Here is a 25,848-nt window from a genome sequence, read left to right on the forward strand (position 1 = left end):
GGACTTTACCTACCATGAGCCAGGCTCGGGTTACCGAGCGCTGTCAGGAGGTCGAGTGTCCACTGTCGTCATCAAGCGGCCGCCCCGCCGACCGGCGCCGGAGATCCCGGTGGGTGAGCTGCCGGTGGACGCGCCGCCGGAGATCCCCGCCGTGGCCGGCGGGCGCTGGCAGCAGCTGCTCATGGTGCTGCCCATGCTCGGCGGCACCGTGGCGATGGCGATGATGTTCGGCCGCGGCGGGGGCGCCTACTCGTACGTGGTCGGCGGGATGTTCGGGCTCTCCTCGCTGGCCATGCTGGTGACCTCGTGGGGCAGCGCCTCCGGCACGCCGAAGAAGTCGGAGATGATGGCCGCCCGGCGGGACTACCTGCGGCACCTGACCGTGCTGCGGCGCCGGGTCCGGCAGACCGCCGGGCAGCAGCGTGCCGGGCTCTACTACCGGCACCCGGATCCCGGCCGGCTCTGGTCGACCGTCGACAGCCACCGGGTCTGGGAACGCCGCCCCACCGACCCCGACTTCGGGGTGGTCCGGGTCGCCGTCGGCCCGCAGACCCTCGCCACCCCGCTGGTCCCCCCGGTCACCCGCCCGCTGGAGGAGCTGGAACCGATGACCGCCGGCTCGCTGCGCCGGTTCCTGGACGCGTACTCCGTGGTGCCGGACCTGCCGGTGGCGCTCTCCCTGCGCAGCTTCGCCCGCGTCTTCGTACGGGCCGCCGGCCCGGCCGACGACGGCGACGGACCCGCCGCCCAGGCCCTGGCCCGGGCGATGCTCGCCCAGCTCGCGGTCTTCCACGCCCCGGACGAGCTGCTCGTCGCCGTCTGCGCCGGGCCGGAACGGCGGGCCGCCTGGGAGTGGGTCAAGTGGCTGCCGCACGCCCACCACCCCACCCGCACCGACGCGCTCGGCCTGATCCGGCTGGTCACCAGCGCGGGGGTCGAGCTGGAGGGGCTGCTGGACGAGGTGCTGGCCAGCCGGTCCCGGTTCAGCCCCGCCGGCCCGGCCACCGACGGCCCGCACGTGGTGGTGGTGCTCGACGGGGGCGACCTGACCGGCGCCACCGACCTGACCGGCGACGGCGGCATCGACGCGGTCACGATCATCGACCTGGACACCCCGCCGCCGCGCCTGCTGGACCGGTTCGCGCTGCTGCTGGAGCAGCGCGGGGGTCGGCTGCACTCCCACTCCGCCGACGGGCACGCCGAGGTCGGTACGGCGGACCGGCTGGACCTCGTCGACGCGGAGGCCGTCGCCCGGCGGCTGGCCCCGCTGCGGCTGGCCACGGCGGCACGCGGCCCGGACGCCCCGCCGGGCGCGGAGCTGGGCCTGCCCGAGCTGCTCGGTCTCGGCGACCCGGAGAGCTTCACCGCCGAGCAGGGGTGGGCGCCCCGGTCCGCCCGGGAGCGGCTGCGGGTGCCGATCGGGGTGGGTACCGACGGCGGCGCCATCGAGCTGGACCTCAAGGAGTCGGCGCAGGACGGGATGGGGCCGCACGGCCTGCTGATCGGGGCGACCGGCTCCGGCAAGTCCGAGCTGCTGCGCACGCTGGTGCTCGGGCTGGCCGCCACGCACAGCTCGGAGCAGCTCAACTTCGTACTGATCGACTTCAAGGGCGGCGCGACCTTCGCCTCGTTCGACCGGCTGCCGCACACCGCCGCGGTGATCACCAACCTGGCCGACGCGCTGCCGCTGGTCGACCGGATGGTCGACGCCATCAACGGCGAGCTGGTCCGCCGCCAGGAGCTGCTGCGCCGGGCCGGCAACTTCGCGAGCCTGCGCGACTACGAGCGGGCCCGGGCCGCCGGCACCCCGCTCGCCCCGTTGCCGTCGCTGCTGCTGATCTGCGACGAGTTCTCCGAGCTGCTCTCGGCCAAGCCCGACTTCATCGACCTGTTCGTGCAGATCGGCCGGCTGGGCCGGTCGCTCGGCGTGCACCTGCTGCTGGCGAGCCAGCGGTTGGAGGAGGGGCGGCTACGCGGACTGGACACCCACCTGTCGTACCGGATCGGGCTGCGGACCTTCTCGGCGCTGGAGTCCCGCACGGTGCTCGGGGTGCCGGACGCGCACGAGCTGCCCCGCTCCCCCGGCCACGGCTACCTGCGCTTCGGCACCGAGCCGCTGGTGCGGTTCAAAGCCGCGTACGTCTCGGGGGCGCTGCGCCGGCGCGGTGCGGCGCCCGGCGCGGGCGGCACCGGGGCCCCGCGCCTGCTCGCCTTCTCCACCCACCTCGTGCCCAAGCCGGAGCCGGTCGGGCCGCCCGCCCTGCCCGCGACGGCCGACGAGGGCGGCACGGAGAGCCTGCTGGAGCTGATGGTCGACCGGCTCGCCGGGCAGGGGCCGCCGGCCCACCAGGTCTGGCTGCCCCCGCTCGGCCGGGCGCCCGCGCTGGACGAGCTGCTCGGGCCGGTCGGCGTGGACCCGGCGCGCGGTCTCACCTTCGGCAACCCGGAGCTGCACGGCGCGCTCCAGGTGCCGGTCGCGGTCGTCGACAGGCCCTTCGAGCAGCGCCGCGACGCGCTCTGGCTGGCGCTGGACGGCGCCGCCGGCCACGTCGCGGTGGTCGGCGGCCCGCAGAGCGGCAAGTCGACCGCGCTGCGCACGCTGATCTGCGCCCTGGCGCTCACCCACACCCCGGCCGAGGTACAGGTCTACTGCCTCGACTTCGGCGGCGGCGGGCTGGCCGCGCTGCGCGACCTGCCGCACGTCGGCGGGGTCACCGGCCGCGCCGACCCGACGGCCGTCCGGCGTACGGTCGGCGAGATCGCGACCCTGCTGGTCGACCGGGAACAGCGCTTCGCCGAGCTGGGCGTGGAGTCGATGGCCGCCTGGCGGCAGCGCCGGGCCGCGCTCGCGGGCACCGGCCAGCCCGGGGCCGACCCGTTCGGCGACGTGTTCCTGGTGGTGGACGGTTGGGCCACGCTGCGCGGCGAGTACGACGACCTGGAGCCCCTCATCACCGACCTGGCCACCCGGGGGCTGTCGTACGGGGTGCACGTGGTGGCGACGGCGGTGCGTTGGCTGGACTTCCGGCCGGCGATCCGGGACCTCTTCGGTTCCCGGCTGGAGCTGCGCCTCGGCGACCCGGCCGACTCGCTGGTGGCCCGCCGGGCGGCGGCGAACGTGCCGGAGAAGACCCCCGGCCGGGGCGTCACGGCGGAGAGCCTGCACTTCCTCACCGCGCTGCCGCAGCTCGCCGCCTCCGGCGGGGACACCACGGATCTGGTCAAGCAGTCCGCCGGGGGCTGGGCCGGCCCGGTCGCGCCCCCGGTGCGGCTGCTCCCGCCGGTGCTCCCGTACGCCGAGCTGGACCTGGCCGCGGCCACCGGACTGCGCATCCCGGTGGGGATCGCCGAGGCGGACCTGCGCCCGGTGGTGCTGGACTTCGGCACCGAGCCGCACTTCGTGGTCTTCGGCGACGCCGAGTGCGGCAAGTCGTCGTTCCTGCGCGCGCTGGCCACCTCGATCATGACCCGGTTCACCCCGGAGCAGGCCCGGGTCATCCTGGTCGACTACCGCCGCAGCCTGGTGGACCTGACCGAATCGGCGTCGCCGCACCTGATCGGCTACGGCTCCGCCGCGGCGCACACCACCGACCTGGTCGAGTCCGCCGCCGGCTACATGGCGGGGCGGGTGCCCGGGCCCGACGTCACGCCCGCGCAGCTGCGGCAGCGGTCGTGGTGGTCCGGGCCGGAACTGTTCGTGCTGGTCGACGACTACGACCTGGTCGCCGGCGGGCCGTCCAACCCGCTGCGCGCCCTGGAGGAGCACCTGCCGCACGCCCGGGACGTCGGGCTGCACCTGGTGCTCGCCCGCCGCTCGGGCGGCGCCGGACGGGCCCAGTACGAGCCGCTCGTGCAGCGCCTGCGGGAGCTCTCCACCTCGGGGCTGGTGATGGCGGGCAGCCCGGAGGAGGGGGCGCTGGTCGGCCCGGTCCGGCCCGGTCCGCTGCCCCCGGGGCGCGGCCGGCTGGTCACCAGGCGCGAGGGCGTACGCCTCGTCCAGTTGGCCCATCTGCCGCCGCCGTGACCGGTGTCCCGGGAACGCCCCGCAAGGCGGCGAGGAACCGGTAATCTCCGATCGTCATGTTTGCGTCGCGATGAATCCCTGAGGATGTGACGACCGTGCGGCACAGCTGTCCGCCAGCGGCTCGGCGGATCGCCGGACGTACGTTGCTCGGTCTGGCGGCCGCCGTCGTGTCGGTCGCGGGTCCGGTCACGGCGGCCGACGCCGCCCCTCCGCAGCCCGCCGCCCGGCCGGTCCTCGACCCGCCGGCCGTCGTCGTCCCGGTGGCGCTCGCGGCGCCCGACAGCAAGAACCGCCCCGACCAGGTCCGCGACGAGCAGTGGCAGCTCGACGTGTTGCAGGCGAAGACCGCGTGGCGCAGCTCGACCGGGCGGGGAGTCACCGTCGCGGTGATCGACTCCGGCGTGGACGCCGCCCATCCCGACCTGGCCGGCCAGGTGCTGCCCGGCCTCGACCTGGTCGCGCCCCGGGGCGCCGCCGGCGACCCCGATCCGGTCGGCCACGGCACCACCGTGGCCGGGCTGATCGCCGGCCGCAACGACGACGCGCGGGGGGCCGTCGGCCTGGCGCCGGACGCCCGGATCCTCCCGGTGCGCGTCCTCGACGCCGAGAACCGCTACGACGACGCCCTGATCGTCGCGAAGGGCGTGCGCTGGGCCGTCGACAACGGCGCCCGCGTGATCAACCTGTCCCTCGGCGGCAGCGGCGACAGCCCCGCCCTGGCGGCGGCGCTCGACTACGCCTTCGCCCGGGACGTCGTCGTGGTCGCCTGCACCGGCAACCTGGGCAACTCGTCCAACGCGAAGGTCTGGTACCCGGCCCGCGAGCCGGGCGTCATCGCGGTCGCCGGGTCGGAGCGCGACAGCGACAACCTCTGGTCCGGTTCGATCACCGGGCGGGCCACCGTGCTCACCGCCCCCGCGACCGGCCTGGTCGGGGCCCGGCCGGGCGGCTACTGGCGGGTGCAGGGCACCAGCTTCGCGGCGCCGCTGGTCGCCGCCACCGCCGCGCTGGTGCGGGCCCGCTACCCGGAGATGCCCGCCGGCGACGTCGTCAACCGGCTGCTCGCCACCGCCCGCGACATCGGCCCCACCGGCCGGGACGACCGTTTCGGGTACGGCATGGTGAACCCGGTCGCCGCGCTGGACGCCGAGGTGAGCCCCGTGGGCCGCAACCCACTGGACGACGAGTCCTCGCCGGGCGTGGTCGGTTTCGGCCCGGCCCCGGGGGCGACGCAGCCCGACGTCGCGGGGGTCGGCGGCGACCCGCGCGGCTTCACGGTGCCGCGCCAGCAGTCCCGGTGGGCGGCGCAGCCGGCGGGCGCGCAGGAGGAGACCACTCCGGAGCAGCTGTGGACCGGGGCCGCGTTCTTCGTCGCCCTGCTGACCGGGGCCGCGTTGATGGTGCGCCGGTTCCGCCAGTGGACCCCGCTGGCCTCGCCCCGGCGCAGCACCGGGACGTGGCGTCGCCCGCCGGCGCCCTGACCGGCCGGCCCGGTCGTCGTCGCCCTCGCGGGAGGAACCGCCGGCGCCCCGACCGGGCAACCGGCCCCGGGTGGACGCCCCGGATCGGGTCTGACCGGGCCGCGTCCCGGGTAGGAGCACGGTCATGAGCCCGTCCGGCCCGCGTACGCTCACCGCCCCGCCGCGCTCCTCGTGGCGGGGCCGCCGCCTGCACCCGGACCACGCCCGGGGTCTGCGGCTGACCCTCGCCGCGGCGGCCGCGTTCCTGGTGGCGGTGCCGTTCACGCTGCTGGCCGTCCTGGTCCTGGGGGACTGGTCCCCGCTGCGCCGGCTGGACACGGCGGTCACCGACACGCTGGTCGGCTACGCCGCCGACCACCCGGCGTGGGTACGCCTGATGACCCTCTGGACCGACGTGTTCGCCCCGATGCCGCTGCGCGTCGGCGCCCTGGTCCTGGTCCTCTGGCTGGTCCGCCGGGGTGCCCGGCAGCTGGCGGTCTGGGTGGCCGTCACCATGACGGTCGGCGGCCTGCTCAGCCCGCTGCTCAAGCTGCTCGTCGGCCGGCCCCGGCCGGACCTGCCGGACCCGGTGGCCGAGGCGCCCGGCCTGGCCTTCCCGTCCGGGCACGCGCTCAACGCCGCCCTCGCGGCCGGGGTGCTGCTGGTGGTGTTCCTCCCGTACGCCCGGCCGGCCGGGCGCCGGGTGGTGTGGACGGCCGCCCTGCTGCTCGCCCTGGTGACCGGGTTCAGCCGGGTGGCCCTCGGCGTGCACTGGACCAGCGACGTGCTGGCCGGCTGGCTGCTCGGCGCGGCCGTGGTGGCCGCGACCGCCGCCGCCCTCACCGTCTGGCGGGCCGACCCGCCGGGCCGCCCGACGCCGCCCACGGGTCACGGGCCGGCGGCGGGTACGGGGAGCTGACCGGTCAGGTGCACTCGCCGGTGCCGACGGCGCGGGTGCGCTCGGCGCCGGCCAGGGCCACCGGGCGGGCCTCGGCCGCGGTCACCGCGAAGCCGGTGTTCGGATCGTCGGCCACCGCCGCGAAGATCACCCCGAGCACCAGCCCGTTCGACGAGACCAGCGGGCCCCCGGAGTTGCCGCTCTGCACGAGCGCCCGGATCGTGTAGACCTCCCGGGTCACGTTGCCGCCGGAATAGATGTCGGGCCCGGTGATCCGGTTGACGTCCCGGATCCGCGCGGACTGGGCGTTGTACGGCCCGTCGAGCGGAAAGCCCAGCACGATCGCGTCCGCGCCGCTGCCCGCGTTGCCGGCGGCGAACCGCATCGACGGGCCGGGCAGCCCCGGCACGTGCAGGACGGCCAGGTCCCGGTCGGGGTCGTAGACGACCACCTTGCTGTCGTACCGCTCGCCGTTCAGCTCGACGACGGTGGACCGGGTCCCGGCGACGACGTGCGCGTTGGTCATCACCCGGTCGTCGGCGTAGACGAAGCCGGAGCCCTCGATCCGGCGCGAGCAGCTCGGGGCGGAGCCGAGCACCTTGACCACCGAACGCTGGCTGTTGACCACCACCTGCGAGCCGGCGAGCGCCGGATCCGGCGGGGACACCTGACGGGCGCGGGTGGGCGCGAGGTCGCCGAAGACGTCAGGGAAGCCGTTGGTGTCGACGGTGTCCCGCAGCGCCGTGGAGAGCTGCTGCGCCTGGTCGGGCAGGACCCGGTCGACCACCGTGAGCAGCGCGCTGTTGCGCACCGACGAGGCCAGCCAGGGCAGCGACGACGAGCCGAGCGGCACCGCGACGAGCCAGGCGACCAGCAGCACGGCGAAGAGCGAGACGAACGCCCCGCCGACGTCGTCGACCCGCTTGGCCACGTCATTGGTGATCGTCTTGCGCAGGTGCGAACCGAGCCAGCCGGCGAGCGCCTGGCCGACCACCGCCAGCCCGAAGATCGCCACCAGGGAGATCAGCACCCGGGTGCCGCTGTCGACGAACTGCTGTGCCAGCAGCGGCCCCAGTTGGAGGCCCACCAACGCGCCCAGGAAGAAGCCGGAGAACGACAGCACCCCGATGACGAAGCCCTGGCGGTATCCGCTGATCGCGAACACGAGCATGAGCAGCAGCAGTACGAGATCCACGGCGGACACGCGTCAAGCGTACGGGCACCGGGCTCGCGAGATGACCATCGCTTGCGGAAGGTGACCGTCCGGTCAGCGCACCGGGGTCTCGTCGACCGCGTCGGTGCCGGCCGAGGGCGCCGGGGTGGCCCCGGTCGGCGGCAGGTCCACGACCCGGTCGCGGGGCCACGGCCGGGCCCAGCCGCCCATGTCGAGCAGGGCGGCCAGCACCCCGGCGGTGAAGCCCCAGACCAGCATCCCGCGCGCCGAGAAGGCCGGGCCGATCCAGCCGCTCGGGTGGCGGACCCGCATCCGGTTCGCCGGGTCGACCAGCTCGGCGACCGGCAGCCGGGCCACGTGCGCCACCTCGGCCGGCTCCCGGGGATGCACCGGGTGCGGCGCGTGCCACCAGGCGAGCACCGGGGTGACCACGAAGTCGCTGACCGGGATCCAGAGCTTCGGCAGCTCCGCCAGGACGGTGACGCTGGTCGGGTCGAGGCCGACCTCCTCGTTCGCCTCGCGCAGCGCGGTCGCCCGGGCGTCGGCGTCCTCCGGGTCGGCCGCGCCGCCGGGGAAGGCGGGCTGCCCCGCGTGGTTGCGCAGGGTGGCCGCCCGCTGGAGGATCAGCACGTCCGGGCCGGCGCCGGGCTCCTCGCCGAGCAGCACCAGCACCGCGCTCTCCCGCCCCCCGCTCTCCGGGGTGACCAGCCGGGTGAAGTCCTCGCTGCGCGCACTACCGAGCCGGGTCAGCAGCGGGTCGAACCAGCCCGGCGGACGCCGGTTCACGCCGACACTCCCGCGTCCTGCCGGTGGCCCGTGCCCGCACCCCCGCGCCCCGTCGCGCGTGTCGGACGGCTCACGCCGGCACCGTCACGCCGAGGTGCTGGCGGACCAGGTCCGCCAGCCGGGCGTCGTCGAGGGCGCCGCTGGAGTCCACGTGCCGGATGCGGCCCTGCCCGTCGACGAAGACGGTCAGGGGGATGGCCTTGCGGTTCAGCTCCCGCTTCAGGCGCTCACCCTGGTCGACCAGGACCGGGAAGCGGACGCCGAAGTCCTCGCCGATGGCCTGGGCCGCCTCGCGGCCGTCCTGGTTGTTGACCCCGACCACCTGGAGCTGGCCGGCGGCCCGCTGGCTGAGCCGCTGGAAGGCGGGCAGTTCCTTGCGGCAGGGCGGGCACCAGGACGCCCAGACGTTGATCACCGCCGGGCCGCGCAGGGCGCGCAGGGCGACCGGGGCGCCGCCGGTGAAGCAGTTCAGGGTCAGCTCGGGCAACGCCTGGCCCCCGCCCCCGGCCGGGGCGGCGGGTGCGGCGGACGCGGGCGGCGTACCGAGGGCGGAGCAGTCCTGGAAGGGCGACGGCCGGCTGGCGGCGGCCTTCTGCCGGTCGGTGGGGCCCGGGTCCTTCTCCTCGGTGCCGGCGGTGCACCCCGCGACGGCCAGCAGCACGGGTACGAGCAGGGCGACGAGCCGGCGCTTCACCGGTCGCGACTGCGGGGCTCGCAACACCGGCTCACTCCTCGCGCTCATCGGTTCACCGTGGTTCGCGACTGCGGGGCTCGCAACACCGGCTCACTCCTCGCGCTCACGGGGCCTCCGCCACGACGGCCTGGACCGGCACCAGCTCCGGGTCGACCCCGGCCGCCACCGCCAGGTCCCGGGCCCGGGGGCCCTTGAGCAGCTTCGCGGCCGCCGCCGGCTCGGTCGGGCCGGTGCCGTACGACGGGCACAGCTTCACCAGGGTGCACGCCCCGCAGGCCGGCTTGCGAGCGTGGCAGACCCGCCGGCCGTGGAAGATGATCCGGTGCGACAGCATGGTCCAGTCGCGCCGGGGGAAGAGCGCCCCGATCGCGTGCTCGATCTTGACGGGGTCGGTCTCGGCGGTCAGCCGCCAGCGCTGGACCAGCCGCTGGAAGTGGGTGTCGACGGTGATCCCGGGGACGTCGAAGGCGTTGCCGAGGATGACGTTGGCGGTCTTGCGGCCGATGCCGGGGAGCGTCACCAGGTCGGCGAGCTTGCCGGGGACCCGGCCGTCGTACCGCTCCACGAGGGCCTGGCCGAGCTTGATCAGCGAGTCGGTCTTGTTGCGGTAGAAGCCGGTGGGCCGGATCAGCTCCTCCAGCTCCGTCCGGTCCGCCCCCGCGTAGTCGGCCGCGCTCGGGTAGCGGGCGAAGAGCTTCGGGGTGACCTCGTTGACCTTCTTGTCCGTGCACTGCGCGGAGAGGATCGTCGCGACGGCCAGCTCCAGGGCGTTGGAGTGGTCCAGTTCACAGTGCGCGTCAGGGTGGGTGTCGGTCAGCGCCCGGCCGATCCGCCGGGCGCGACGGGTGCGCCCGAGGTCGGTCTCGGTGAAGCCGGAGGAACTCGTGGTCACGCCGGCCAGCCTACGTCGCCCGGCCGACGGTCGGCCGGGTCCACGCGCCGTGCCGCCCCGGTCAGCCGCCCTGCGGCGCGCTGATCGCGCCCGAGTCGTCGAAGTCGGCCCCGGTCTCCGGGAAGTCGCTCTTGGTGAGCTGCTTCATCAGGCCCAGCCCGCGGTCGTCCTTGTCCATGGTCGGCTTGCCGATGGAGTTCATGTACGTGGAGACGAACGAGCCGCCGGCCCAGCTCCCGTCCGGCTTCAGCGAGACCTTCAGCACCCCGCCCCAGCCGAGCCGGCCGGCGTTGCTCAGCGAGTTGCCTCCGCCGGCGAAGTTGCCCAGGCTGTACGCGATCAGCCGGCCCTTGTAGAACTCCATGCCGCGCAGCACGTGCGGGCCGTGCCCGACGATCAGGTCCGCCCCGGCGTCGATCATCGCCTTCGAGAACTTGACCGGGTCGCCCCGGTTCTCGCCGAGGAACATCTCGGTGCCGGGCCGCACCCGCGTCTTCTCGGAGCCCTCGCCGCCCATGTGCACCTGCACCACCACGATGTCGGCCATGCCGGCCGCCTTGGTGATCACCTTCTTCGCGGCGGCGATGTCGGTGAGGCTGTTGGACCAGACGTACGACGAGAAGCCGGCAACCGCGACCTTGACCCCCTTGACGTCGACCACGGTGATCTGGTCGGGCGCCCCGGTGTGCGCGAGCTCGTACTTCTCCAGCGCCTTCTGGGTGTTCTCGTAGCCCCTCGGCCCGAAGTCGTAGCCGTGGTTGTTGGCCTGGTTGAGCAGGTCGAAGCCCGCGTCGCGCAGGTGCGCGGCGTACTCCGGCGGGGCCCGGAACTGGAAGCAGCGGGTCGAGTTCGGGCCGCACTTGCCGGTGCCGGTGTCGACGGTGAGCGGCTCCTCCAGGTTGCCCATCACCAGGTCGGCGGCGAGCGCCTTCTCGACCGAGTCGAAGAAGCCCTTCCCGCCGTTGGGGGGCAGCCGGTTCGGCGCGTTGCCCATGATGATGTCGCCGGTCGCCGAGAGCGAGATCGCCTGCTCGGCGGGCTGGGTGGTGCTCGTGGGCTCGCCGGAGCGGACCGGGGCGCCGGTGTTGCCGCCGCCCGCGCCGGGCTGCCAGACCGCGTCGGACCCGGATCCGGGACCTCCGCAGCCGGCGGTGAGCAGGACGGCGAGGAGTCCGCCGAGGGCGAGTGCGGCCCGGCGACGCGGAGAGGAGGCGGCAGCGTACATCGAGCGCGACCTTATCGGCTGGGCAACGCCGAAACGAGGGCCGATCGGACGGAGTCTCAGCCCGCCAGTCGGTCCGACCACGGGACCACGGTGCCCGCCCCGCCGGCCGTCACGGCGGCGTGCACGGCCCGGGCCAGCGGGGCGCCCCAGGTGGAGCGCGGTCCGCCGTACGCCGACTCGGGGCCGTCGACCGGGCAGAGCACGGTGACCGCGTCCGTCGGGGTGCCGGTACCCGGCACGCCCAATTCCGCGATCGCCTGCGCCTTCGCCTCGGTGGCGGTGGCCACCGCGTTGACGAGGGCGGCGTCGCCGAGCCGCGCCGGGACGTACACCACGATGTTGACGGTGCCGACCCGCTGGGCCAGCGCCGCGGGGGCGGGCTCCGCCGCCCGGACCGGAGTGCCCAGGCCGACCGTCGCCCAGGCCCGCACGCCGGTGTCCGTCCGGGCGACCACCTCGGCGACGTCCACCCCGGTCAGCAGGCCCACCCCGGGCCCGTCGAGGTCGAGCCGGTCGGCCAGTTCGGCCAGGTGGTCGGCGGGGTCGTCCCGGTCGTACGACATGGGCACGGTCGCGTTGACGACCCAGTGCCGGACGCCGATCCCGCCGCCCAGCGGCGCGGAACTGACCGCGCGCAGCGGGCGGTCGGCGCGCCAGAACAGCAGCGGGACGTCCCGACCGTCCTCCTGGCGGGCGGTCAGCACGGGTTCACTCAGCACGTGGTGACCCTACGACCCGGGTGTCGGGGGCAGGATCGGCGTCCGGGAGGGCGCGCGATTTTACTGCTTGATCAGGCCCGGCAGGTTACGCCCAACGATCAAGTTTCCAGGGGTGCACCTCTGATTGCTGCTCACGTGCGCCTAGACTGGCGACGCGCGAGGGATCAGCGGACGGCGGACCCGGCCGACGGACGGCACGCGCAGGCGGAGGTGCGCGATGGACGAGGTACTGGCCCGCAGCGGGATCTTCCAGGGCGTCGACCCGGAGGCTGCCGAGGCGCTCGCCAAGGAGATGGAGACGCTCGAGGTCCGCAAGGGCGAGATCGTCTTCAACGAGGGCGAGCCCGGCGACAGTCTCTACATCCTGCTGTCCGGCAAGATCAAGGTGGGTCGGCGGGCTGCCGACGGCCGGCAGAACCTGATCGCGGTGATGGGCCCGTCGGACATGGTGGGCGAGCTGTCGCTCTTCGACCCCGGCCCCCGCACGGCGACCGCCACCGCGGTGACCGACACCCGGCTGGTGCGGCTGCGCAAGCAGGCCCTGCGCCCGTGGCTGAACAACCGGCCGGAGATCGCCGAGCAGCTGCTCCGCGTACTCGCGCGCCGGCTGCGGCGGACGAACGACTCGCTGGCCGACCTGATCTTCACGGACGTGCCCGGCCGCGTCGCCAAGAACCTGCTCCAGATGGCCGGCCGCTTCGGCACCCGCGACGGCGGCGTGCTGCGGGTGACCCACGACCTCACCCAGGAGGAGATCGCCCAGCTCGTCGGCGCCTCCCGGGAGACCGTCAACAAGGCGCTGGCCGACTTCGCCTCGCGTGGGTGGCTGCGCCTGGACGGCAAGAGCATCATCATCCTCGACCCGGAGCGCCTGGCCCGCCGCGCCCGCGTCTGACGCACCCGCTGATCTGCCCCGGGCCCTGTCTGCCCGGGGCAGAACCGCTGGACACCGGCACGGGCCGGTGGGCACGGTGGAGCGATGCTGAACCGGGTCGCCGTTCTCTCCGACATCCATGGTGCGCTGCCGGCGCTGGAGGCCGTGCTGGCCGAGCCGGACGTCGCCGCCGCCGACCTGATCGTGCTCACCGGCGACATCGCGGCCGGCCCACAGCCGGTCGAGGTGCTGGACGTGCTCGCCGACCTCGGCGACCGGGCCTGCTGGGTCCGCGGCAACGCCGACCGTGAGCTGGTGGAGGCCCGGGCCGGGCACCTCTCCCCGGTCGACGTCTCCAACTGGGCGGCCGAGCAGTTGCGCGACGACCAGCTGGCCCGGTTGGCGGCGCTGCCGCTGACGGTCACCCTGGAGATCGCCGGCCTCGGTCCGGTGCTGTTCTGCCACGCCACCCCCCGCGACGACGAGGAGGTCGTGCTCGTCGACTCCCGGATGGAACGCTGGGCGGAGGTGCTCGCCGACGTCCCCGCCGAGGTGGGAACGGTGGTCTGCGGGCACACCCACATGCCGTTCACCCGGCTGGCCGACCGCCGGCTGATCGTCAACCCGGGCAGCATCGGGATGCCCTACGGCGGCCCCGGCGCCTTCTGGGCGCTCCTCGGGCCCGGCGTGGACCTGCGGCGTACCCCCTTCGACGTGGACGCCGCCTGCGGCCGGGTGGCGGCCGAGTCGGGCTTTCCCGACGCCGCCGACTGGGCGGACGAGTACCTGCGCTCCCGACACAGCGACGCCGCGGCCCTCGCGGTCTTCGCCCCGCGCGACGGCCGCTGAGGACGGCGGGACGAGGGACGCGGAGGGCGACGGGACAAGGACGCGGAGGATGAACGGAGGAAGAACCCGGCCACCGCCCTGTCGAACTGAATCGCCTACGACATCAGAGGAATCCGGCGCCGCGTCTCTACGGTCGCCGCAGGAAGGCGCGGTCGCGTGAGTCGGCTACGACATCAGTTCGACAGGGCCGCGTAGGTCATCCGCCGCCCTGCCCGGCGCCCTGCCCGCCACGTTGTCCGCGGGCCATCGCGGTGGCGCGGATGGCGGGCTTGCAAGCACCGGGACCGGCGAGGCATGCGGTCGAGTCGCCCGCCGAGAAAAAGTCAGTCTTGACTGTTTGTTTCTGCGGCGGCACGCTGTCTCCATGTCCGCATCGACCCGCGTCCCTCAGCAGGAACGCAGCCGCGCCACCCAGGCGCGGCTGCTGGAGGCGACCGTCGAGTGCCTGGTCGAGCACGGCTGGTCCGGCACCACCACCACCGTCGTCGCAGCCCGGGCCGGCGTCTCGCGCGGCGCCCAGCTGCACCACTACCCCACCAAGGCCGCGCTGGTCACGGCCGCCGTCGCCCACCTCGCGGAGCGGCGGGCGGAGGAGCTGCGCACCGAGGCCGAGGCGCTGCCGCCCGGCCCCCAGCGGCTCGACCGGGTGATCGACCTGCTCGGCGCGGCCTTCACCGGCCCGCTCTTCGTCGCCGCCCTCGAACTCTGGGTCGCCGCGCGCACCGACCGGGAGCTGCGCGAGGCCCTGGTGCCGCTGGAGGCCCGGGTCGGCCGCGAGATGCACCGGCTCACCGTCGCGCTGCTCGACGTGGACGAACGCCGTCCGGGCGTACGCGAGGCGGTGCAGGCGACCCTCGACCTGCTCCGCGGGCTCGGCGTGGCCAACCTGCTCAACGACGACTCGTCCCGCCGCGCCGCCCTGCTGCACACCTGGAAGCGCCAGCTCGCCACCCTGCTCACCCCCTGACCGCCCGCCCCGACCGGCCCGCCCTGGCCGCCCGCCCAGCCCCCGGAGGCACCATGGTCGACCTCAAGGACCTGCTCGCGGACCTGGCCGACGAATCCCAGCAGCTCGACGACCTGGTGACCGGCCCGCCGACCGACTGGGAGCGCGCCACGCCGTCCCCGGGCTGGAGCGTCGGGCACCAGATCGCCCACCTCGCCTGGACCGACCACGTCGCACTGCTCGCCGCCACCGACGCCGAGGCGTTCCTCGCCGTCGTGCTCGCCGCCCCCGACCCGGCCCGGCTCGTCGACGTCGGAGTGGCGGAGTTCCTCGCCCCGCCGAGCGGGTTGCTTCCCCGCTGGCGGGCCGGCCGGGCGGCGCTCGCCGACGCGTTGGCGCGCGTGCCGGCGGGCGGGAAGCTGCCCTGGTTCGGCACCCGGATGTCGGCCGCCTCGATGGCCACCGCCCGGATCATGGAGACCTGGGCGCACGGCACGGACGTGGCCGACGCGCTCGGCGTGACCCGCCCCGGCACGGCCCGACTGCGGCACGTGGCGCACCTCGGCTTCCGTACCCTCGGCCACAGCTTCGCCGCCCACGGCCGGCCGGTGCCCACGGCGCCGGTGCGGGTCGAGCTGGCGGCGCCGGACGGCGACACCTGGGCGTACGGCCCGGCCGACGCCGCCGACCGGGTCACCGGTCCCGCGCTCGACTTCTGCCTGCTGGTCACCCAGCGGAGGCACCGCGCGGACCTGGCGCTGGCGGCGACCGGCCCGGTCGCCGACGCCTGGCTGGACGTCGCGCAGGCCTTCGCCGGCCCACCGGGTCCCGGCCGCCCGCCGACGGCTCCCGCACCCGACACAGCCAACGCGGCCAACACGACCGACGCGGTCCCCGCTGCCGGGGCGGCCGGCTGGACCGGCGTGGCGGGCGGGGTGCCGGCGTGAGCGACGTGCTGCGGGTGGGCAACGCCTCCGGCTTCTACGGTGACCGGTTCACGGCGTGGCGGGAGATGCTCGACGGCGGCGAAGTGGACGTGCTGACCGGCGACTACCTCGCCGAGCTGACCATGCTGATCCTCGGCCGGGACCGGCTGCGCGACCCCTCCCTCGGCTACGCGAAGACCTTCCTCCGCCAGCTGGAGGGCTGCCTCGGCACGGCGCTGGACCGGGGCGTACGGATCGTGACAAACGCCGGCGGGCTGAACCCGGCCGGCCTGGCCGCCGCCATCGGGTCCCTCGCCGACCGGCTCGGCCTGACCGTCCGGGTCGGGTACGTCGAGGGCGACGCCCTCGCCCGCCCGGACGCGCTGACGGCGAACGCCTACCTGGGGGCGTACGGCATCGCGGCCTGCCTCGACGGCGGGGCGGACGTGGTGGTCACCGGCCGGGTGACCGACGCGTCACTGGTGGTCGGGCCGGCGATCGCCCGGTTCGGCTGGGGGCGCGACGACCTGGACGCGCTGGCCGGGGCGACCGTCGCCGGTCACCTGGTCGAGTGCGGGGCGCAGGTGACCGGGGGCAACTTCAGCTTCTTCACGGAGCTGCCCGACGGCGGGCGGCGCCCCGGCTTCCCGGTCGCCGAGCTGCACCCCGACGGCTCCTGTGTGATCACGAAGCACCCGGGCACGGGCGGCGCGGTCACCGTGGAGACGGTCACCGCCCAGCTGCTCTACGAGGTCGGCGGCCCGGCCTACCTCGGGCCGGACGTGGTGACCCGGCTGGACACGGTCACCCTGAGCGCCGACGGGCCGGACCGGGTACGGGTGAGCGGCGTCCGGGGTACGCCCCCGCCAGCCACGCTCAAGGTGGGCGTCAACAACCTCGGCGGCTTCCGCAACTCGATGACCTTCGTCCTGTGCGGGCTCGACATCCCCGCCAAGGCGGCCCTGGTGCGGAGCCAGGTCGAGGCGGCGGTCGGCACGGAAGGGCTGGCGTTCACCCTGGCCCGCACCGACCACGCCGACGCGGTCGACACCGAGGCGGCGAGCGCGCTGCTGCACGTACACCTGCGCGACGGCGACAAGGCGCGGGCCGGGCGGGCCTTCTCGGCCGCCGCGGTGGAACTGGCCCTGGCCTCCTACCCCGGCTGCACGCTGACCACGCTGCCGGGCGACGCGACGCCCTACGGGGTGTTCACCGCCGACTCCGTGCCGCAGGACGCGGTGCCGCACGTCGCGGTGCTCCCCTCCGGCGAGCGGGTGTCGATCCCGCCGCCGGCGCGGACCGCCGGCCCGCCCGACGAGCCGGGATCCCCCGCCGGCCCGCCTGATGCAACGACACCCGACAGACCGACACCCGACGCAACGGCGTCCGACGGGACGGCGCCCGACGGGACGGCCCCGGCGGCCGACCGGCCCGTCCGGCGCGCGCCGCTCGGCGAGCTGGTCGGGGCGCGCTCCGGCGACAAGGGCGGCGACGCCAACCTCGGCGTCTGGGCCCGCACGGACGCCACCTGGCGGTGGCTGCGCGGCTGGCTGACCACCGCGCGGCTGCGCGAGCTGCTGCCGGAGACCGCGCCGCTGACCGTGGAGCGGTACGAGCTGCCGAACCTGCGGGCCGTCAACTTCGTCGTCCGGGGCCTGCTCGGGCAGGGGGTGGCGGCCTCCACCCGGTTCGATCCGCAGGCCAAGGCGCTCGGCGAGCTGCTCCGGTCCCGGCTCGTCGACCTGCCGGCGGAACTCACGCCCGGCCCGGACTCCCCGGCCGTAGGCGCGACGCCCCGGGAGGGCCGATGACCATCGTGGACACGCCGGAGCGCCGGCAACTGCGGGAGCTGACCCGGGCCTTCGTCACCCGGGAGGTGCTGCCGCACCTGGACGGCTGGGAGCGGGCCGGCGAGATCCCCCGGGAACTGCACGCCACCGCCGCCAAGCTCGGCCTGCTCGGCATCGGCTTCCCGGAATCGGTCGGCGGCAGCGGGGGCGACCTGCTCGACTCGGTCATCGTCACCGAGGAGATCATCCGCTCCGGCGGCTCGTCCGGACTGATCGCGGCGCTGTTCACCCACGGCATCGCCCTGCCGCACATCGTCGCCTCCGGCGACGCGGAGCTGATCGACCGGTACGTCCGGCCCACGCTGGCCGGCACCATGATCGGCGCGCTGGCGATCACCGAACCGGACGGCGGCTCGGACGTGGCGAGCATCCGCAGCCACGCCCAGCGCGACGGCGACCACTACGTGGTCAACGGGTCGAAGACCTACATCACCAGCGGCGTACGGGCCGACTTCGTGACCACCGCCGTCTGCACCCTGCCGCCGGGCACCGGCGCCCTGACCCTGCTGGTGATCGACAAGGGCACGCCGGGCTTCACGGTCGGGCGTCGGCTGGAGAAGCTCGGCTGGCACTGCTCCGACACCGCCGAGCTGTCCTTCGTCGACGTCCGGGTGCCGGTGGCGAACCGGGTCGGCGCGGAGGACACCGCCTTCCTGGCGATCATGCAGAACTTCGCCGCGGAGCGGCTCTCCCTCGCCACCCAGGCGTACGCCATCGCGCAGCGTTCCGTGGAGCTGGCGGTGCGCTGGTGCCGGGACCGGTCCACGTTCGGCCGCCCCCTGGCGAGCCGGCAACTGATCCGGCACCGGCTGGCCGAGATGCACACCCGCACCGAGGCGGCCCGCGCGTACGTGCACCAGGTGGCGGCCCGGGTGGCGGCGGGCGAGCCGGTGGTGACCGAGGTGGCGATGGCGAAGAACGTCGCGGTGGCCGCCTGCGCCGAGGTGGTCGACCAGGCGCTCCAGTTGCACGGCGGCTACGGCTACCTGCGCGACGCCGAGGTGGAGCGGCACTACCGCGACGCCCGGATCCTCGGCATCGGCGGCGGCACCACCGAGATCATGAACGAGATCATCGCGAAGGGCATGGGCCTATGACGACACTGCGCAGCGCGGTCGACGCGTCCTCGCCGGGGTACCGCGCCAACCGGGAGGCCCTGCTGGAGCGCCTCGCCGAGCTGGACGCCGCCCTCGACCAGGCCCGCGCCGGCGGCGGCGAGAAGTACGTGGCCCGGCACCACAAGCGGGGCAAGCTGCTCCCCCGGGAGCGGATCGAACTGCTGCTCGACCCGGACAGCCCGTTCCTGGAGCTGTCGCCGGTGGCGGCGTACGGCACCGACTTTCCCGTCGGCGCCAGCGTGGTGACCGGCATCGGCGTCGTCGAGGGCGTCGAGTGCCTCATCGTCGCGAACGATCCGACGGTACGCGGCGGCGCGGTGAACCCGTGGTCGCTGGCGAAGACCCGCCGGGCGGGCGAGATCGCCCTGGCCAACCGCCTGCCGATGGTGAACCTGGTCGAGTCGGCGGGCGCGGACCTGCCCACCCAGGCGGAGATCTTCATCCCGGGCGGTCGGGTGTTCCGCGACCTGACCCGGCTCTCGGCCGCGAAGATCCCCACCGTCAGCGTGGTCTTCGGCAACGCCACCGCCGGGGGCGCGTACGTGCCGGGGATGTCCGACCAGGTGATCATGATCCGGGACCGGTCGCAGGTCTACCTGGCCGGGCCGCCGCTGGTGAAGATGGCCACCGGCGAGGTCACCGACGACGAGTCCCTCGGCGGGGCCGCCATGCACGCGAGCACGTCCGGGCTGGCCGACTTCCTCGCCGAGGACGAGCCCGACGGCATCCGGCTCGCCCGGCAGTGCGTACGCCGGCTGAACCGGCGCAAGCAGGGCCCGCCGCCGCGCAACCCGTTCCCGGCTCCGCCGAAGTACGACCCGGAGGAGCTGCTCGGCATCGCCAGCGCCGACCTGAAGGTGCCGTTCGACCCGCGCGAGGTGCTGGCCCGGGTGCTCGACGGCAGCGAGTTCGACGAGTTCAAGCCGGCCTACGGCACCGCCCTGGTGACCGGCTGGGGCGAGCTGCACGGCTATCCCGTCGGGGTGCTGGCCAACGCGCGGGGCGTGCTGTTCAGCGAGGAGGCGCAGAAGGCGGCCCAGTTCATCCAGCTCGCCAACGCCGCCGACACCCCGCTGATCTTCCTCCAGAACACCACCGGCTACATGGTCGGCACCGAGTACGAGCAGCGCGGCATCATCAAGCACGGCGCCCTGATGATCAACGCGGTGTCGAACTCGACCGTGCCGCACCTGACGGTCAACCTGGGCGCCTCCTACGGCGCCGGCAACTACGGCATGTGCGGGCGGGCGTACGAGCCGAGGTTCCTCTTCACCTGGCCGAACGCCAAGTCGGCGGTGATGGGGCCGGCGCAGCTCGCGGGCGTGCTGTCCATCGTGGCCCGGCAGGCCGCCGCCGCCCGGGGCCGGGACTACGACGAGGACTCCGACGCCGCGATGCGGATGATGGTCGAGCAGCAGATCGAGTCGCAGTCCGGCGCGCTCTTCCTCTCCGGCCGGCTCTACGACGACGGGGTGATCGACCCCCGCGACACCCGTACCGTCCTCGGGCTCTGCCTGTCGGCGATCCACACCGGACCAGTCAGGGGCGCCGACGGCTTCGGCGTCTTCCGCATGTGAGCGCGAGGAACGCAGCGAAGCGGAGTCCCGCAGTCGCGAACGAAAGGCAGACTCAGTGATCACGAGACTTCTGGTGGCGAACCGGGGCGAGATCGCCCGCCGGGTCTTCGCCACCTGTCGGACGCTGGGCGTCGAGACGGTGGCCGTGCACTCCGACGCCGACGCCGACGCGCCGTTCGTCGCCGAGGCCGACCAGGCGGTGCGGCTGCCCGGGAACACGCCCGCCGAGACGTACCTGCGCATCGATCTCATCCTGGACGCGGCCCGCCGGGCCGGTGCGGACGCGGTCCACCCCGGCTACGGCTTCCTCGCCGAGAACGCCGAGTTCGCCGCGGCGGTGACCGACGCAGGGCTGATCTGGGTCGGCCCGCCGGCCAAGGCGATCGCCGCGATGGGCGACAAGGTGGCGGCGAAGGCCCTGCTCGCCGAGGCGGGCGTGCCGATGCTGTCCACCTGGACCGACGCCGACGAGATCACCGACTTCCCGGTGCTGGTGAAGGCGTCCGCCGGCGGCGGCGGGCGCGGCATGCGGATCGTCCGCGGCGCCGCCGACCTCGCCGAGGCCGTCGCCTCCGCGCGCCGCGAGGCGGCTGCGGCGTTCGGCGACGGCACGGTCTTCGTCGAGCGGTACGTCGAGCGCGGCCGGCACGTCGAGGTCCAGATCTTCGGCGACACGCACGGTACGGTGGCCGCCCTCGGGGTGCGGGACTGCTCGATCCAACGCCGGCACCAGAAAATCGTCGAGGAGGCCCCCGGCGTCCTCCCGCACGAGGTCCGGGAACGGCTGCACGAGGCGGCGGTGGCCGCCGGCAGGGCGGTCGACTACGTGGGCGCCGGCACGGTCGAGTTCCTGCTCGCGCCCGACGGGGAGATCTACTTCCTGGAGATGAACACCCGCCTCCAGGTCGAGCACCCGGTCACCGAACTCTGCACCGGGCTGGACCTGGTCCGGCTGCAACTGATGGTCGCCGAGGGCCAGCCCCTGCCGGAGAACGCCATTGACCCGCACTGGATGCGTGGCTACGCGATCGAGGTGCGGCTCTGCGCCGAGGACCCGGCGCAGGGCTGGCTTCCCGCCACCGGCACCCTCCACCGGTTCGCGGTCCCCGGGGTGGCGCGGGAGTTCGGCAACCTCCGGGCGATCGGCCTGCGGCTGGACTCCGGCGTGGTGGACGGCTCGACCGTCGGGGTGCACTACGACTCGATGCTGGCGAAGGTGATCGCCTGGGGCCAGACCCGCGCCGAGGCGATCCGGCTGCTGGCCGACGCGCTGACCCGGGCCGAGCTGCACGGGGTGGCCACCAACCGGGACCTGCTGGTCCGCATCCTGCGCAGCCCGGAGTTCGGCGCCGTGGAGATCGACACCGGTTTCCTGGACCGGCACGGGGAGGTCTTCGCCCCGCTGCTGCCGGCCGACCAGCTCCCCCTGGTGGCCCTGGCCGCCGCGCTGGCCACCGCCGCCGCCCGCCGCGCCGCCGCGCCGGTGCTCGCCGGCCTCCCGTCGGGCTGGCGCAACGTGCCCGCCTTCCCGCAGGTCACCCGCTACGCGGGACCGGACGGCGAGATCGAGGTCCGCTACCGGCTGGACCGCTCGGGCGGCCTCGCCGAGTGGTCGGCCTCGCCGGGCGCCGGCTCCACCGCCCGCACCGACGGTTTGGCCCCGGACGGAGCGGCCCCGGCCAGCGGGTCGTCGCCGGACAAGGCGGCCCCGGCAGGCGGGCCGACGCCCGTGGTGAGCCTTGTCCAGGCCACCCCGGACCGGGTGGTGCTCGACGTCGACGGGGTGCGGCGGGCGTACCGCGTACACCGGGTGTCCTCGGAGGTCTTCGTGGACGGCCCGGACGGGGCAGCGAGCCTGACCGAGCTGCCGCGCTTCCCCGAGCCCACGGCGGAGCTGGCGGCCGGGTCGCTGGTCGCGCCGCTGCCCGGCGCGGTGACCCGGGTGCACGTCGAGGTCGGCCAGCGGGTGGCGGCCGGCGACCTGCTGCTGACCCTCGAAGCGATGAAGCTGGAACATCCCGTGCTCGCCCCGGCCGACGGTGTGGTCGCCGAGCTTCCGGTCGCGGCCGGCGGGCAGGTCGACACGGGCGCCGTGCTGGCCGTGGTCAACCCCGAGTGATCCTGGAGGCCCCCCGATGAACTTCGACCTCACCCCCGAGCAGGACCAGCTCCGCGACGCCGTGCGCGCCCTGGGCCGCCGGTACGGCCACGAATACTTCGTCGCCAAGGCGAGATCCGGCGAGCACACCACCGAGCTGTGGGACGAGGCCGGCCGGCTGGGCTACCTCGGGGTCAACATCCCCACCGAGTACGGCGGCGGCGGGGGCGGGATCACCGAGCTGGCCATCGTCTGCGAGGAGCTGGCGGCGGCCGGCTGCCCGCTGCTGCTGCTGGTGGTCTCCCCCGCCATCGCGGCCACGGTGATCGCCCGGCACGGCACCGAGGAGCAGCGCAAGCGCTTCCTGCCCGGTTTCGCGGACGGCTCGCTGAAAGTGGTCTTCGCGATCACCGAGCCGGAGGCCGGCTCCAACTTCCACCGGCTCGGCACGGTGGCCCGCCGCGACGGCGACGACTGGCTGCTCTCCGGTCGCAAGTGCTACATCTCGGGCGTCGACGAGGCGTCGTACGTGCTGGTCGTCGCCCGCGTCGCTGTCGAAGACGGCCAGGCCGGCACAGGGGATGCCACTCCGCAGAAACTAAAGCCGGCGCTGTTCATCGTGCCGACCGACGCGCCGGGGCTGACCCGCTCCAAGCTGGACATGGAGATCGTCTCCCCGGAGAACCAGTTCCTGCTCTACCTCGACGACGTGCGGCTGCCCGCCGACGCGCTGGTCGGCGAGTCGCTGGACGCCGGCCTGCCCGCGCTCTTCGCCGGGCTCAACCCGGAGCGGATCACGGTCGCCGCGATGGGCGCCGGCACCGGCCGGTACGCGATCGAGCGGGCCAGCGAGTACACCGCCACCCGCAAGGTCTGGGGCGGCCGGACCATCGGCTCCCACCAGGGCGTGGCCCACCCGCTCGCGCACGCCGCCGTGCAGGTCGAGCTGGCCCGCCTGATGATCCACAAGGCGGCCACCCTCTATGACGCGGGCCGCGACCTGGAGGCCGGAGTCTCCGGCAACATGGCCAAGTACGCCGCCGGGGAGGCCGCCGCGCTGGCGGTCGACACGGCCGTCCAGGTGCTCGGCGGGGCCGGCATGACCACCGAGTACGGCGTGGCCACGCTCCTCGGCGCGGTGCGCGCCGGCCGGATCGCCCCGGTCAGCCGCGAGATGATCCTCAACTTCGTCGCCCAGCACGTCCTCGGTCAGGACAAGTCCTACTGATTCCGGCTCGCCCCGTGCCAGGTACGGGATCCACCCGTTGAGGCAGGCTCTGACGGCGGGGAGCACCGCTCATCGTGGATGGGCGGTGTAGGTCTTCAGCGCTCGCCGCCAATGGTGGTCAGGAAGGGTGGTTCCCAGGGCATCGTCGAGCCATCGGCTGGCTGGTTGGCTGAGAAGCGGCAGGGCTGCGGCGAAGTCGATCTCATCCTTGGCCAGTTGGTTTGCCGGCTTCGCCTTGTAGTGGAGCTGGACCTCTGGAGCAAGGTACGGCCAGCCATCGCGGGTGCGTCGACCGAGGCGGTCGACAGGAAGTGTCACCGCCGGGTGGCGTCGCGAGTGCCAATGCTGCCCTTCGGCGTTGTCGATCATGAACTGGATCCGCCAGGGCGAGGTGGGATCTTCTCGGCACCAGATGTCGTGGACGTGTTCGGGAAGCAGCTCCCCCTCTCTCCAGGGACGCAGTTGCCCGGGCGGATCGGCGGCTTGGATGTCCCAGCCGGGTAGGACGTGGTGGACCATCCACTGATCACGTCGAAGGATCAGGACATCGATGTCACCGTGGGGGCGAAGACTGCGGCCGGCGAACAGTTCGATCGCGTAGCCGCCGGCGATCCACCACGGCTGTCGGACGTCGCTGCGGCGGAACCGGTCCACGACTTGTCGAGGAGTCTCCGGCTCCCATCTTCCGAGATCGCTCATCGGTCCATCGTTCCACTCAGCAGGGCTGACGCAGCGGGCCATGTTTCGTCTGACAACGTTGGCCGGGCGACGGAGCTATCGGTAGCCGGGTGCAGCCGACGACCACACCCGACATCGTCGCTCGGGCGTCGGACCTGCCGCCCTTGATGTCCTGGACGAAGCTGGCCCACTGGCCGCCGGTGAAGGACGACACCTCCGCGTGAGCGCCCGCCCCGGTGATCAGGACGCCATGGACCTCAAAGCAGCCGGATGACGTCCATAGGATCCTGATCACCCGCCCCGCGCCCCGGTGCCCCGCGCCCCGAGCCCTCCGGCGCGACTGGGCGGCGGCCGGCAGGTCAGCCGTGACGGCATCCGACCGATGGCGTAGTGCTAGCGCAGGACGTTGGCGATGTGGCCGCCGGCCTGGATGCTGGGGGCCTGGAACGAGGAGACGACAGCGTTCCACGGCTCGGGATGAGGGCCGGACGGCGGACTCGGCTTCGGGATGCGGATCTGCCACGCCAGGCTGTTGCCGCACCAGTCGCCGTCGAGGTGGTCGCCGTGGATGGTGGTGGCGATCGGCTTTCCGGGGATGGCGACGCCGGATGCGGTGGCGGCCGTCGGCTCGTGCCAGGTTCCGGCGACGTTCGAGGTGGCCCGGACGGCGCCGTCGTGGCCGGCGAACATGACGATGGCCGGGCCGCCGGCGAACTGCGCCGCGGCGAGGTGCGCCCCGGCCGGTGCGGTCCCGGCACCGGCGACGGCGACCGGTTGCCACGGGTCCGGTATCGGGCCGCCGGTCAGCCTCACCTGCCAGATCCGTCCGTCGAGCCCGGTGACGAACCCGGCGAGGGCGGAGATGGCGGCGAGCCCGCCACCGGGTGTGGCGAAGTTCGGCGGGCTGGCCGGTGCCGTCGTCCAGGTGCCGGTGCTGTTCGACCGGACCACGCGGAGTGCGCCGTCGGTGCCGACGAACGCCACTCCGGGAGTGGTCCCGGGGATCGCGGCGACAACCGCGCCGGGTGGGGCGATGCCGGCGACGGTGATCGGCCGCGGCCCGACCGGCGCGCTGCTCAGGTATGACCTGTTGAAGACCGCGCCGTTGCGGCCGACGAAGAAGACGTCCAGGCCGGCGGCGGCTGTCGGGGCCCCGGGTGGGGCCAGGCCGGAGGGGCCGTCGATGGTGACGGCGGGGCCGGGGCCGAGCGGCAGGGTCCGCGACATGACGAGACCGCCGTTCAGGCCGATCGCGAACGCGGTGACGCTGCCGGATGCGGGCCGGATGGTGGCGATGCCGGCCCCGGGCGGCGCGACGTGCTCACCGTGCACCAGGGCTGGTGCGCCGCCGGTGGACTTGTAGAGGCCGTAGCCCGTGCCGATCGTGTACGCCTCGACCTGGCTGTCGGCGTACGCCGGTGGGGTGCCGATCGGCGCGGCCGTGAGGATCAGCGCGGCGCCCATCGCGACCGCAACGCGTCGATGTCCGGCGCGGATCTGGATCATGCGTGCCCCCTGCGGGTGATGGAACCGGTAGGGACAGAGTCGCCGCAGGACCACAAATCGCATAGGGATTCGTCGATCGATTTCGGGTGTCGGCATTTTCGGCACGACGATGAGGATCCTCAGCCGCGTCGCCGAGCCAGCCCATGTCGACCACGACCTGCCGCGGTTCCGCCTCGCTCGGGCATCTCCTGCGCGCGCTGTCGCGGGCCGGGGGGGGGGGGGGGGCCCCCCCCCCCCCCCCCCCCCCCCCCCCCCCCCCCCCCACGCGCCCCCCCCCCCCCCCCCCCCCCCCCACCCCCCCCCCCCCCCCACCCCCCCCCCCCCCG

The 25,848-nt window shown here is 74.5% G+C and carries 19 protein-coding genes and 1 pseudogene; 12 read left to right on the plus strand and 8 right to left on the minus strand.

From position 1 onward, the window contains the following. Positions 1–55: 55 nt before the first annotated feature. The 3 genes from eccCa (at position 56) to ACLQ20_RS07920 (ending at position 6,403) form a co-directional block, all read left to right on the plus strand. A complete protein-coding gene (gene eccCa / locus ACLQ20_RS07910) occupies positions 56–4,024 on the plus strand; it encodes a type VII secretion protein EccCa (protein WP_425854723.1) in 3,969 nt (1,322 codons plus the stop codon). Between the two features lie 74 nt (positions 4,025–4,098). Continuing rightward, complete coding sequence (mycP, locus tag ACLQ20_RS07915; protein ID WP_425854846.1) at positions 4,099–5,505, plus strand: type VII secretion-associated serine protease mycosin; 1,407 nt, start codon at positions 4,099–4,101, stop codon at positions 5,503–5,505. A 124-nt stretch (positions 5,506–5,629) separates the two neighbouring features. Beyond that, positions 5,630–6,403 (plus strand): phosphatase PAP2 family protein, encoded by a 774-nt coding sequence (locus ACLQ20_RS07920; protein ID WP_151455807.1) that lies wholly within the window; start codon positions 5,630–5,632, stop codon positions 6,401–6,403. 4 nt (positions 6,404–6,407) lie between these two features. On the opposite strand, the gene ACLQ20_RS07925 is transcribed toward ACLQ20_RS07920, so the two are convergent. The 6 genes from ACLQ20_RS07925 to ACLQ20_RS07950 all read right to left on the minus strand — a co-directional run bounded on the left by ACLQ20_RS07925 (position 6,408) and on the right by ACLQ20_RS07950 (position 11,872). Further along, positions 6,408–7,586: a MarP family serine protease gene (locus ACLQ20_RS07925; RefSeq protein WP_151455806.1), complete on the minus strand. Its 1,179-nt coding sequence runs from the start codon at positions 7,584–7,586 to the stop codon at positions 6,408–6,410. Between the two features lie 63 nt (positions 7,587–7,649). After that, positions 7,650–8,342 carry an NUDIX hydrolase gene (locus ACLQ20_RS07930; RefSeq protein ID WP_151455805.1) on the minus strand — a complete coding sequence of 231 codons (693 nt, stop codon included), beginning with the start codon at positions 8,340–8,342 and terminating at the stop codon, positions 7,650–7,652. A 70-nt stretch (positions 8,343–8,412) separates the two neighbouring features. Further along, a complete protein-coding gene (locus ACLQ20_RS07935; RefSeq protein ID WP_327031115.1) occupies positions 8,413–9,036 on the minus strand; it encodes a TlpA disulfide reductase family protein in 624 nt (207 codons plus the stop codon). Between the two features lie 103 nt (positions 9,037–9,139). After that, on the minus strand, positions 9,140–9,928 hold the full coding sequence (gene nth, locus ACLQ20_RS07940; protein ID WP_151455804.1) for an endonuclease III: 789 nt from the start codon (positions 9,926–9,928) through the stop codon (positions 9,140–9,142). 61 nt (positions 9,929–9,989) lie between these two features. Beyond that, the gene (locus ACLQ20_RS07945; protein WP_151455803.1) at positions 9,990–11,153 is read right to left on the minus strand and encodes a CapA family protein; all 1,164 of its coding nucleotides are present in this window, start codon (positions 11,151–11,153) and stop codon (positions 9,990–9,992) included. A gap of 56 nt (positions 11,154–11,209) precedes the next feature. Next, positions 11,210–11,872: an adenosylcobinamide amidohydrolase gene (locus tag ACLQ20_RS07950; RefSeq protein ID WP_425854726.1), complete on the minus strand. Its 663-nt coding sequence runs from the start codon at positions 11,870–11,872 to the stop codon at positions 11,210–11,212. A 217-nt stretch (positions 11,873–12,089) separates the two neighbouring features. Between ACLQ20_RS07950 and ACLQ20_RS07955 the strand changes: the two genes are divergently transcribed. The 9 genes and pseudogenes from ACLQ20_RS07955 to ACLQ20_RS07995 all read left to right on the plus strand — a co-directional run bounded on the left by ACLQ20_RS07955 (position 12,090) and on the right by ACLQ20_RS07995 (position 23,338). Beyond that, on the plus strand, positions 12,090–12,767 hold the full coding sequence (locus tag ACLQ20_RS07955; protein WP_089003062.1) for a Crp/Fnr family transcriptional regulator: 678 nt from the start codon (positions 12,090–12,092) through the stop codon (positions 12,765–12,767). An 84-nt stretch (positions 12,768–12,851) separates the two neighbouring features. Then, complete coding sequence (locus tag ACLQ20_RS07960; RefSeq protein ID WP_151455801.1) at positions 12,852–13,595, plus strand: metallophosphoesterase family protein; 744 nt, start codon at positions 12,852–12,854, stop codon at positions 13,593–13,595. A gap of 364 nt (positions 13,596–13,959) precedes the next feature. After that, positions 13,960–14,562, plus strand: coding sequence for a TetR/AcrR family transcriptional regulator (locus tag ACLQ20_RS07965; protein ID WP_327029854.1), 603 nt, complete (start codon positions 13,960–13,962; stop codon positions 14,560–14,562). A gap of 53 nt (positions 14,563–14,615) precedes the next feature. Further along, a pseudogene (locus ACLQ20_RS07970) lies at positions 14,616–15,395 on the plus strand (TIGR03084 family metal-binding protein); the annotation flags it as partial. A gap of 89 nt (positions 15,396–15,484) precedes the next feature. Beyond that, positions 15,485–17,278: an acyclic terpene utilization AtuA family protein gene (locus ACLQ20_RS07975; RefSeq protein ID WP_425854730.1), complete on the plus strand. Its 1,794-nt coding sequence runs from the start codon at positions 15,485–15,487 to the stop codon at positions 17,276–17,278. After that, entirely contained in the window at positions 17,275–18,414 is a 1,140-nt protein-coding gene (locus ACLQ20_RS07980) for an acyl-CoA dehydrogenase family protein (protein WP_425854732.1), read from the plus strand. The genes ACLQ20_RS07975 and ACLQ20_RS07980 overlap by 4 nt, the downstream gene beginning before the upstream one ends. Continuing rightward, the gene (locus ACLQ20_RS07985; RefSeq protein ID WP_425854733.1) at positions 18,411–20,012 is read left to right on the plus strand and encodes an acyl-CoA carboxylase subunit beta; all 1,602 of its coding nucleotides are present in this window, start codon (positions 18,411–18,413) and stop codon (positions 20,010–20,012) included. The genes ACLQ20_RS07980 and ACLQ20_RS07985 overlap by 4 nt, the downstream gene beginning before the upstream one ends. Before the next feature lie 55 nt (positions 20,013–20,067). Further along, positions 20,068–22,131, plus strand: a complete 2,064-nt coding sequence (locus ACLQ20_RS07990; protein ID WP_425854735.1) for a biotin carboxylase N-terminal domain-containing protein — start codon at positions 20,068–20,070, stop codon at positions 22,129–22,131. 16 nt (positions 22,132–22,147) lie between these two features. Continuing rightward, positions 22,148–23,338: an acyl-CoA dehydrogenase family protein gene (locus tag ACLQ20_RS07995; RefSeq protein ID WP_327029859.1), complete on the plus strand. Its 1,191-nt coding sequence runs from the start codon at positions 22,148–22,150 to the stop codon at positions 23,336–23,338. Between the two features lie 69 nt (positions 23,339–23,407). On the opposite strand, the gene ACLQ20_RS08000 is transcribed toward ACLQ20_RS07995, so the two are convergent. Both ACLQ20_RS08000 and ACLQ20_RS08005 read right to left on the minus strand, forming a co-directional pair. Next, complete coding sequence (locus ACLQ20_RS08000; protein WP_425854737.1) at positions 23,408–24,037, minus strand: nucleotidyltransferase domain-containing protein; 630 nt, start codon at positions 24,035–24,037, stop codon at positions 23,408–23,410. Between the two features lie 372 nt (positions 24,038–24,409). After that, positions 24,410–25,522 carry a hypothetical protein gene (locus ACLQ20_RS08005; protein WP_425854739.1) on the minus strand — a complete coding sequence of 371 codons (1,113 nt, stop codon included), beginning with the start codon at positions 25,520–25,522 and terminating at the stop codon, positions 24,410–24,412. Between the last annotated feature and the right edge of the window lie 326 nt (positions 25,523–25,848).

The sequence above is a fragment of the Micromonospora sp. DT46 genome, from assembly GCF_049841735.1.
Lineage (GTDB): Bacteria > Actinomycetota > Actinomycetes > Mycobacteriales > Micromonosporaceae > Micromonospora > Micromonospora reichwaldensis.

Bases quoted from the DNA above. Each gene is read 5' to 3' on its own strand.
- ACLQ20_RS07945 (WP_151455803.1), bottom strand. From the start codon at position 11,153: ATGTACGCTGCCGCCTCCTCTCCGCGTCGCCGGGCCGCACTCGCCCTC.
- ACLQ20_RS07960 (WP_151455801.1), top strand. From the start codon at position 12,852: ATGCTGAACCGGGTCGCCGTTCTCTCCGACATCCATGGTGCGCTGCCG.
- ACLQ20_RS07965 (WP_327029854.1), top strand. From the start codon at position 13,960: ATGTCCGCATCGACCCGCGTCCCTCAGCAGGAACGCAGCCGCGCCACC.
- ACLQ20_RS07920 (WP_151455807.1), top strand. From the start codon at position 5,630: ATGAGCCCGTCCGGCCCGCGTACGCTCACCGCCCCGCCGCGCTCCTCG.
- ACLQ20_RS07995 (WP_327029859.1), top strand. From the start codon at position 22,148: ATGAACTTCGACCTCACCCCCGAGCAGGACCAGCTCCGCGACGCCGTG.
- ACLQ20_RS08005 (WP_425854739.1), bottom strand. From the start codon at position 25,522: ATGATCCAGATCCGCGCCGGACATCGACGCGTTGCGGTCGCGATGGGC.
- ACLQ20_RS08000 (WP_425854737.1), bottom strand. From the start codon at position 24,037: ATGAGCGATCTCGGAAGATGGGAGCCGGAGACTCCTCGACAAGTCGTG.
- ACLQ20_RS07985 (WP_425854733.1), top strand. From the start codon at position 18,411: ATGACGACACTGCGCAGCGCGGTCGACGCGTCCTCGCCGGGGTACCGC.
- ACLQ20_RS07980 (WP_425854732.1), top strand. From the start codon at position 17,275: ATGACCATCGTGGACACGCCGGAGCGCCGGCAACTGCGGGAGCTGACC.
- ACLQ20_RS07955 (WP_089003062.1), top strand. From the start codon at position 12,090: ATGGACGAGGTACTGGCCCGCAGCGGGATCTTCCAGGGCGTCGACCCG.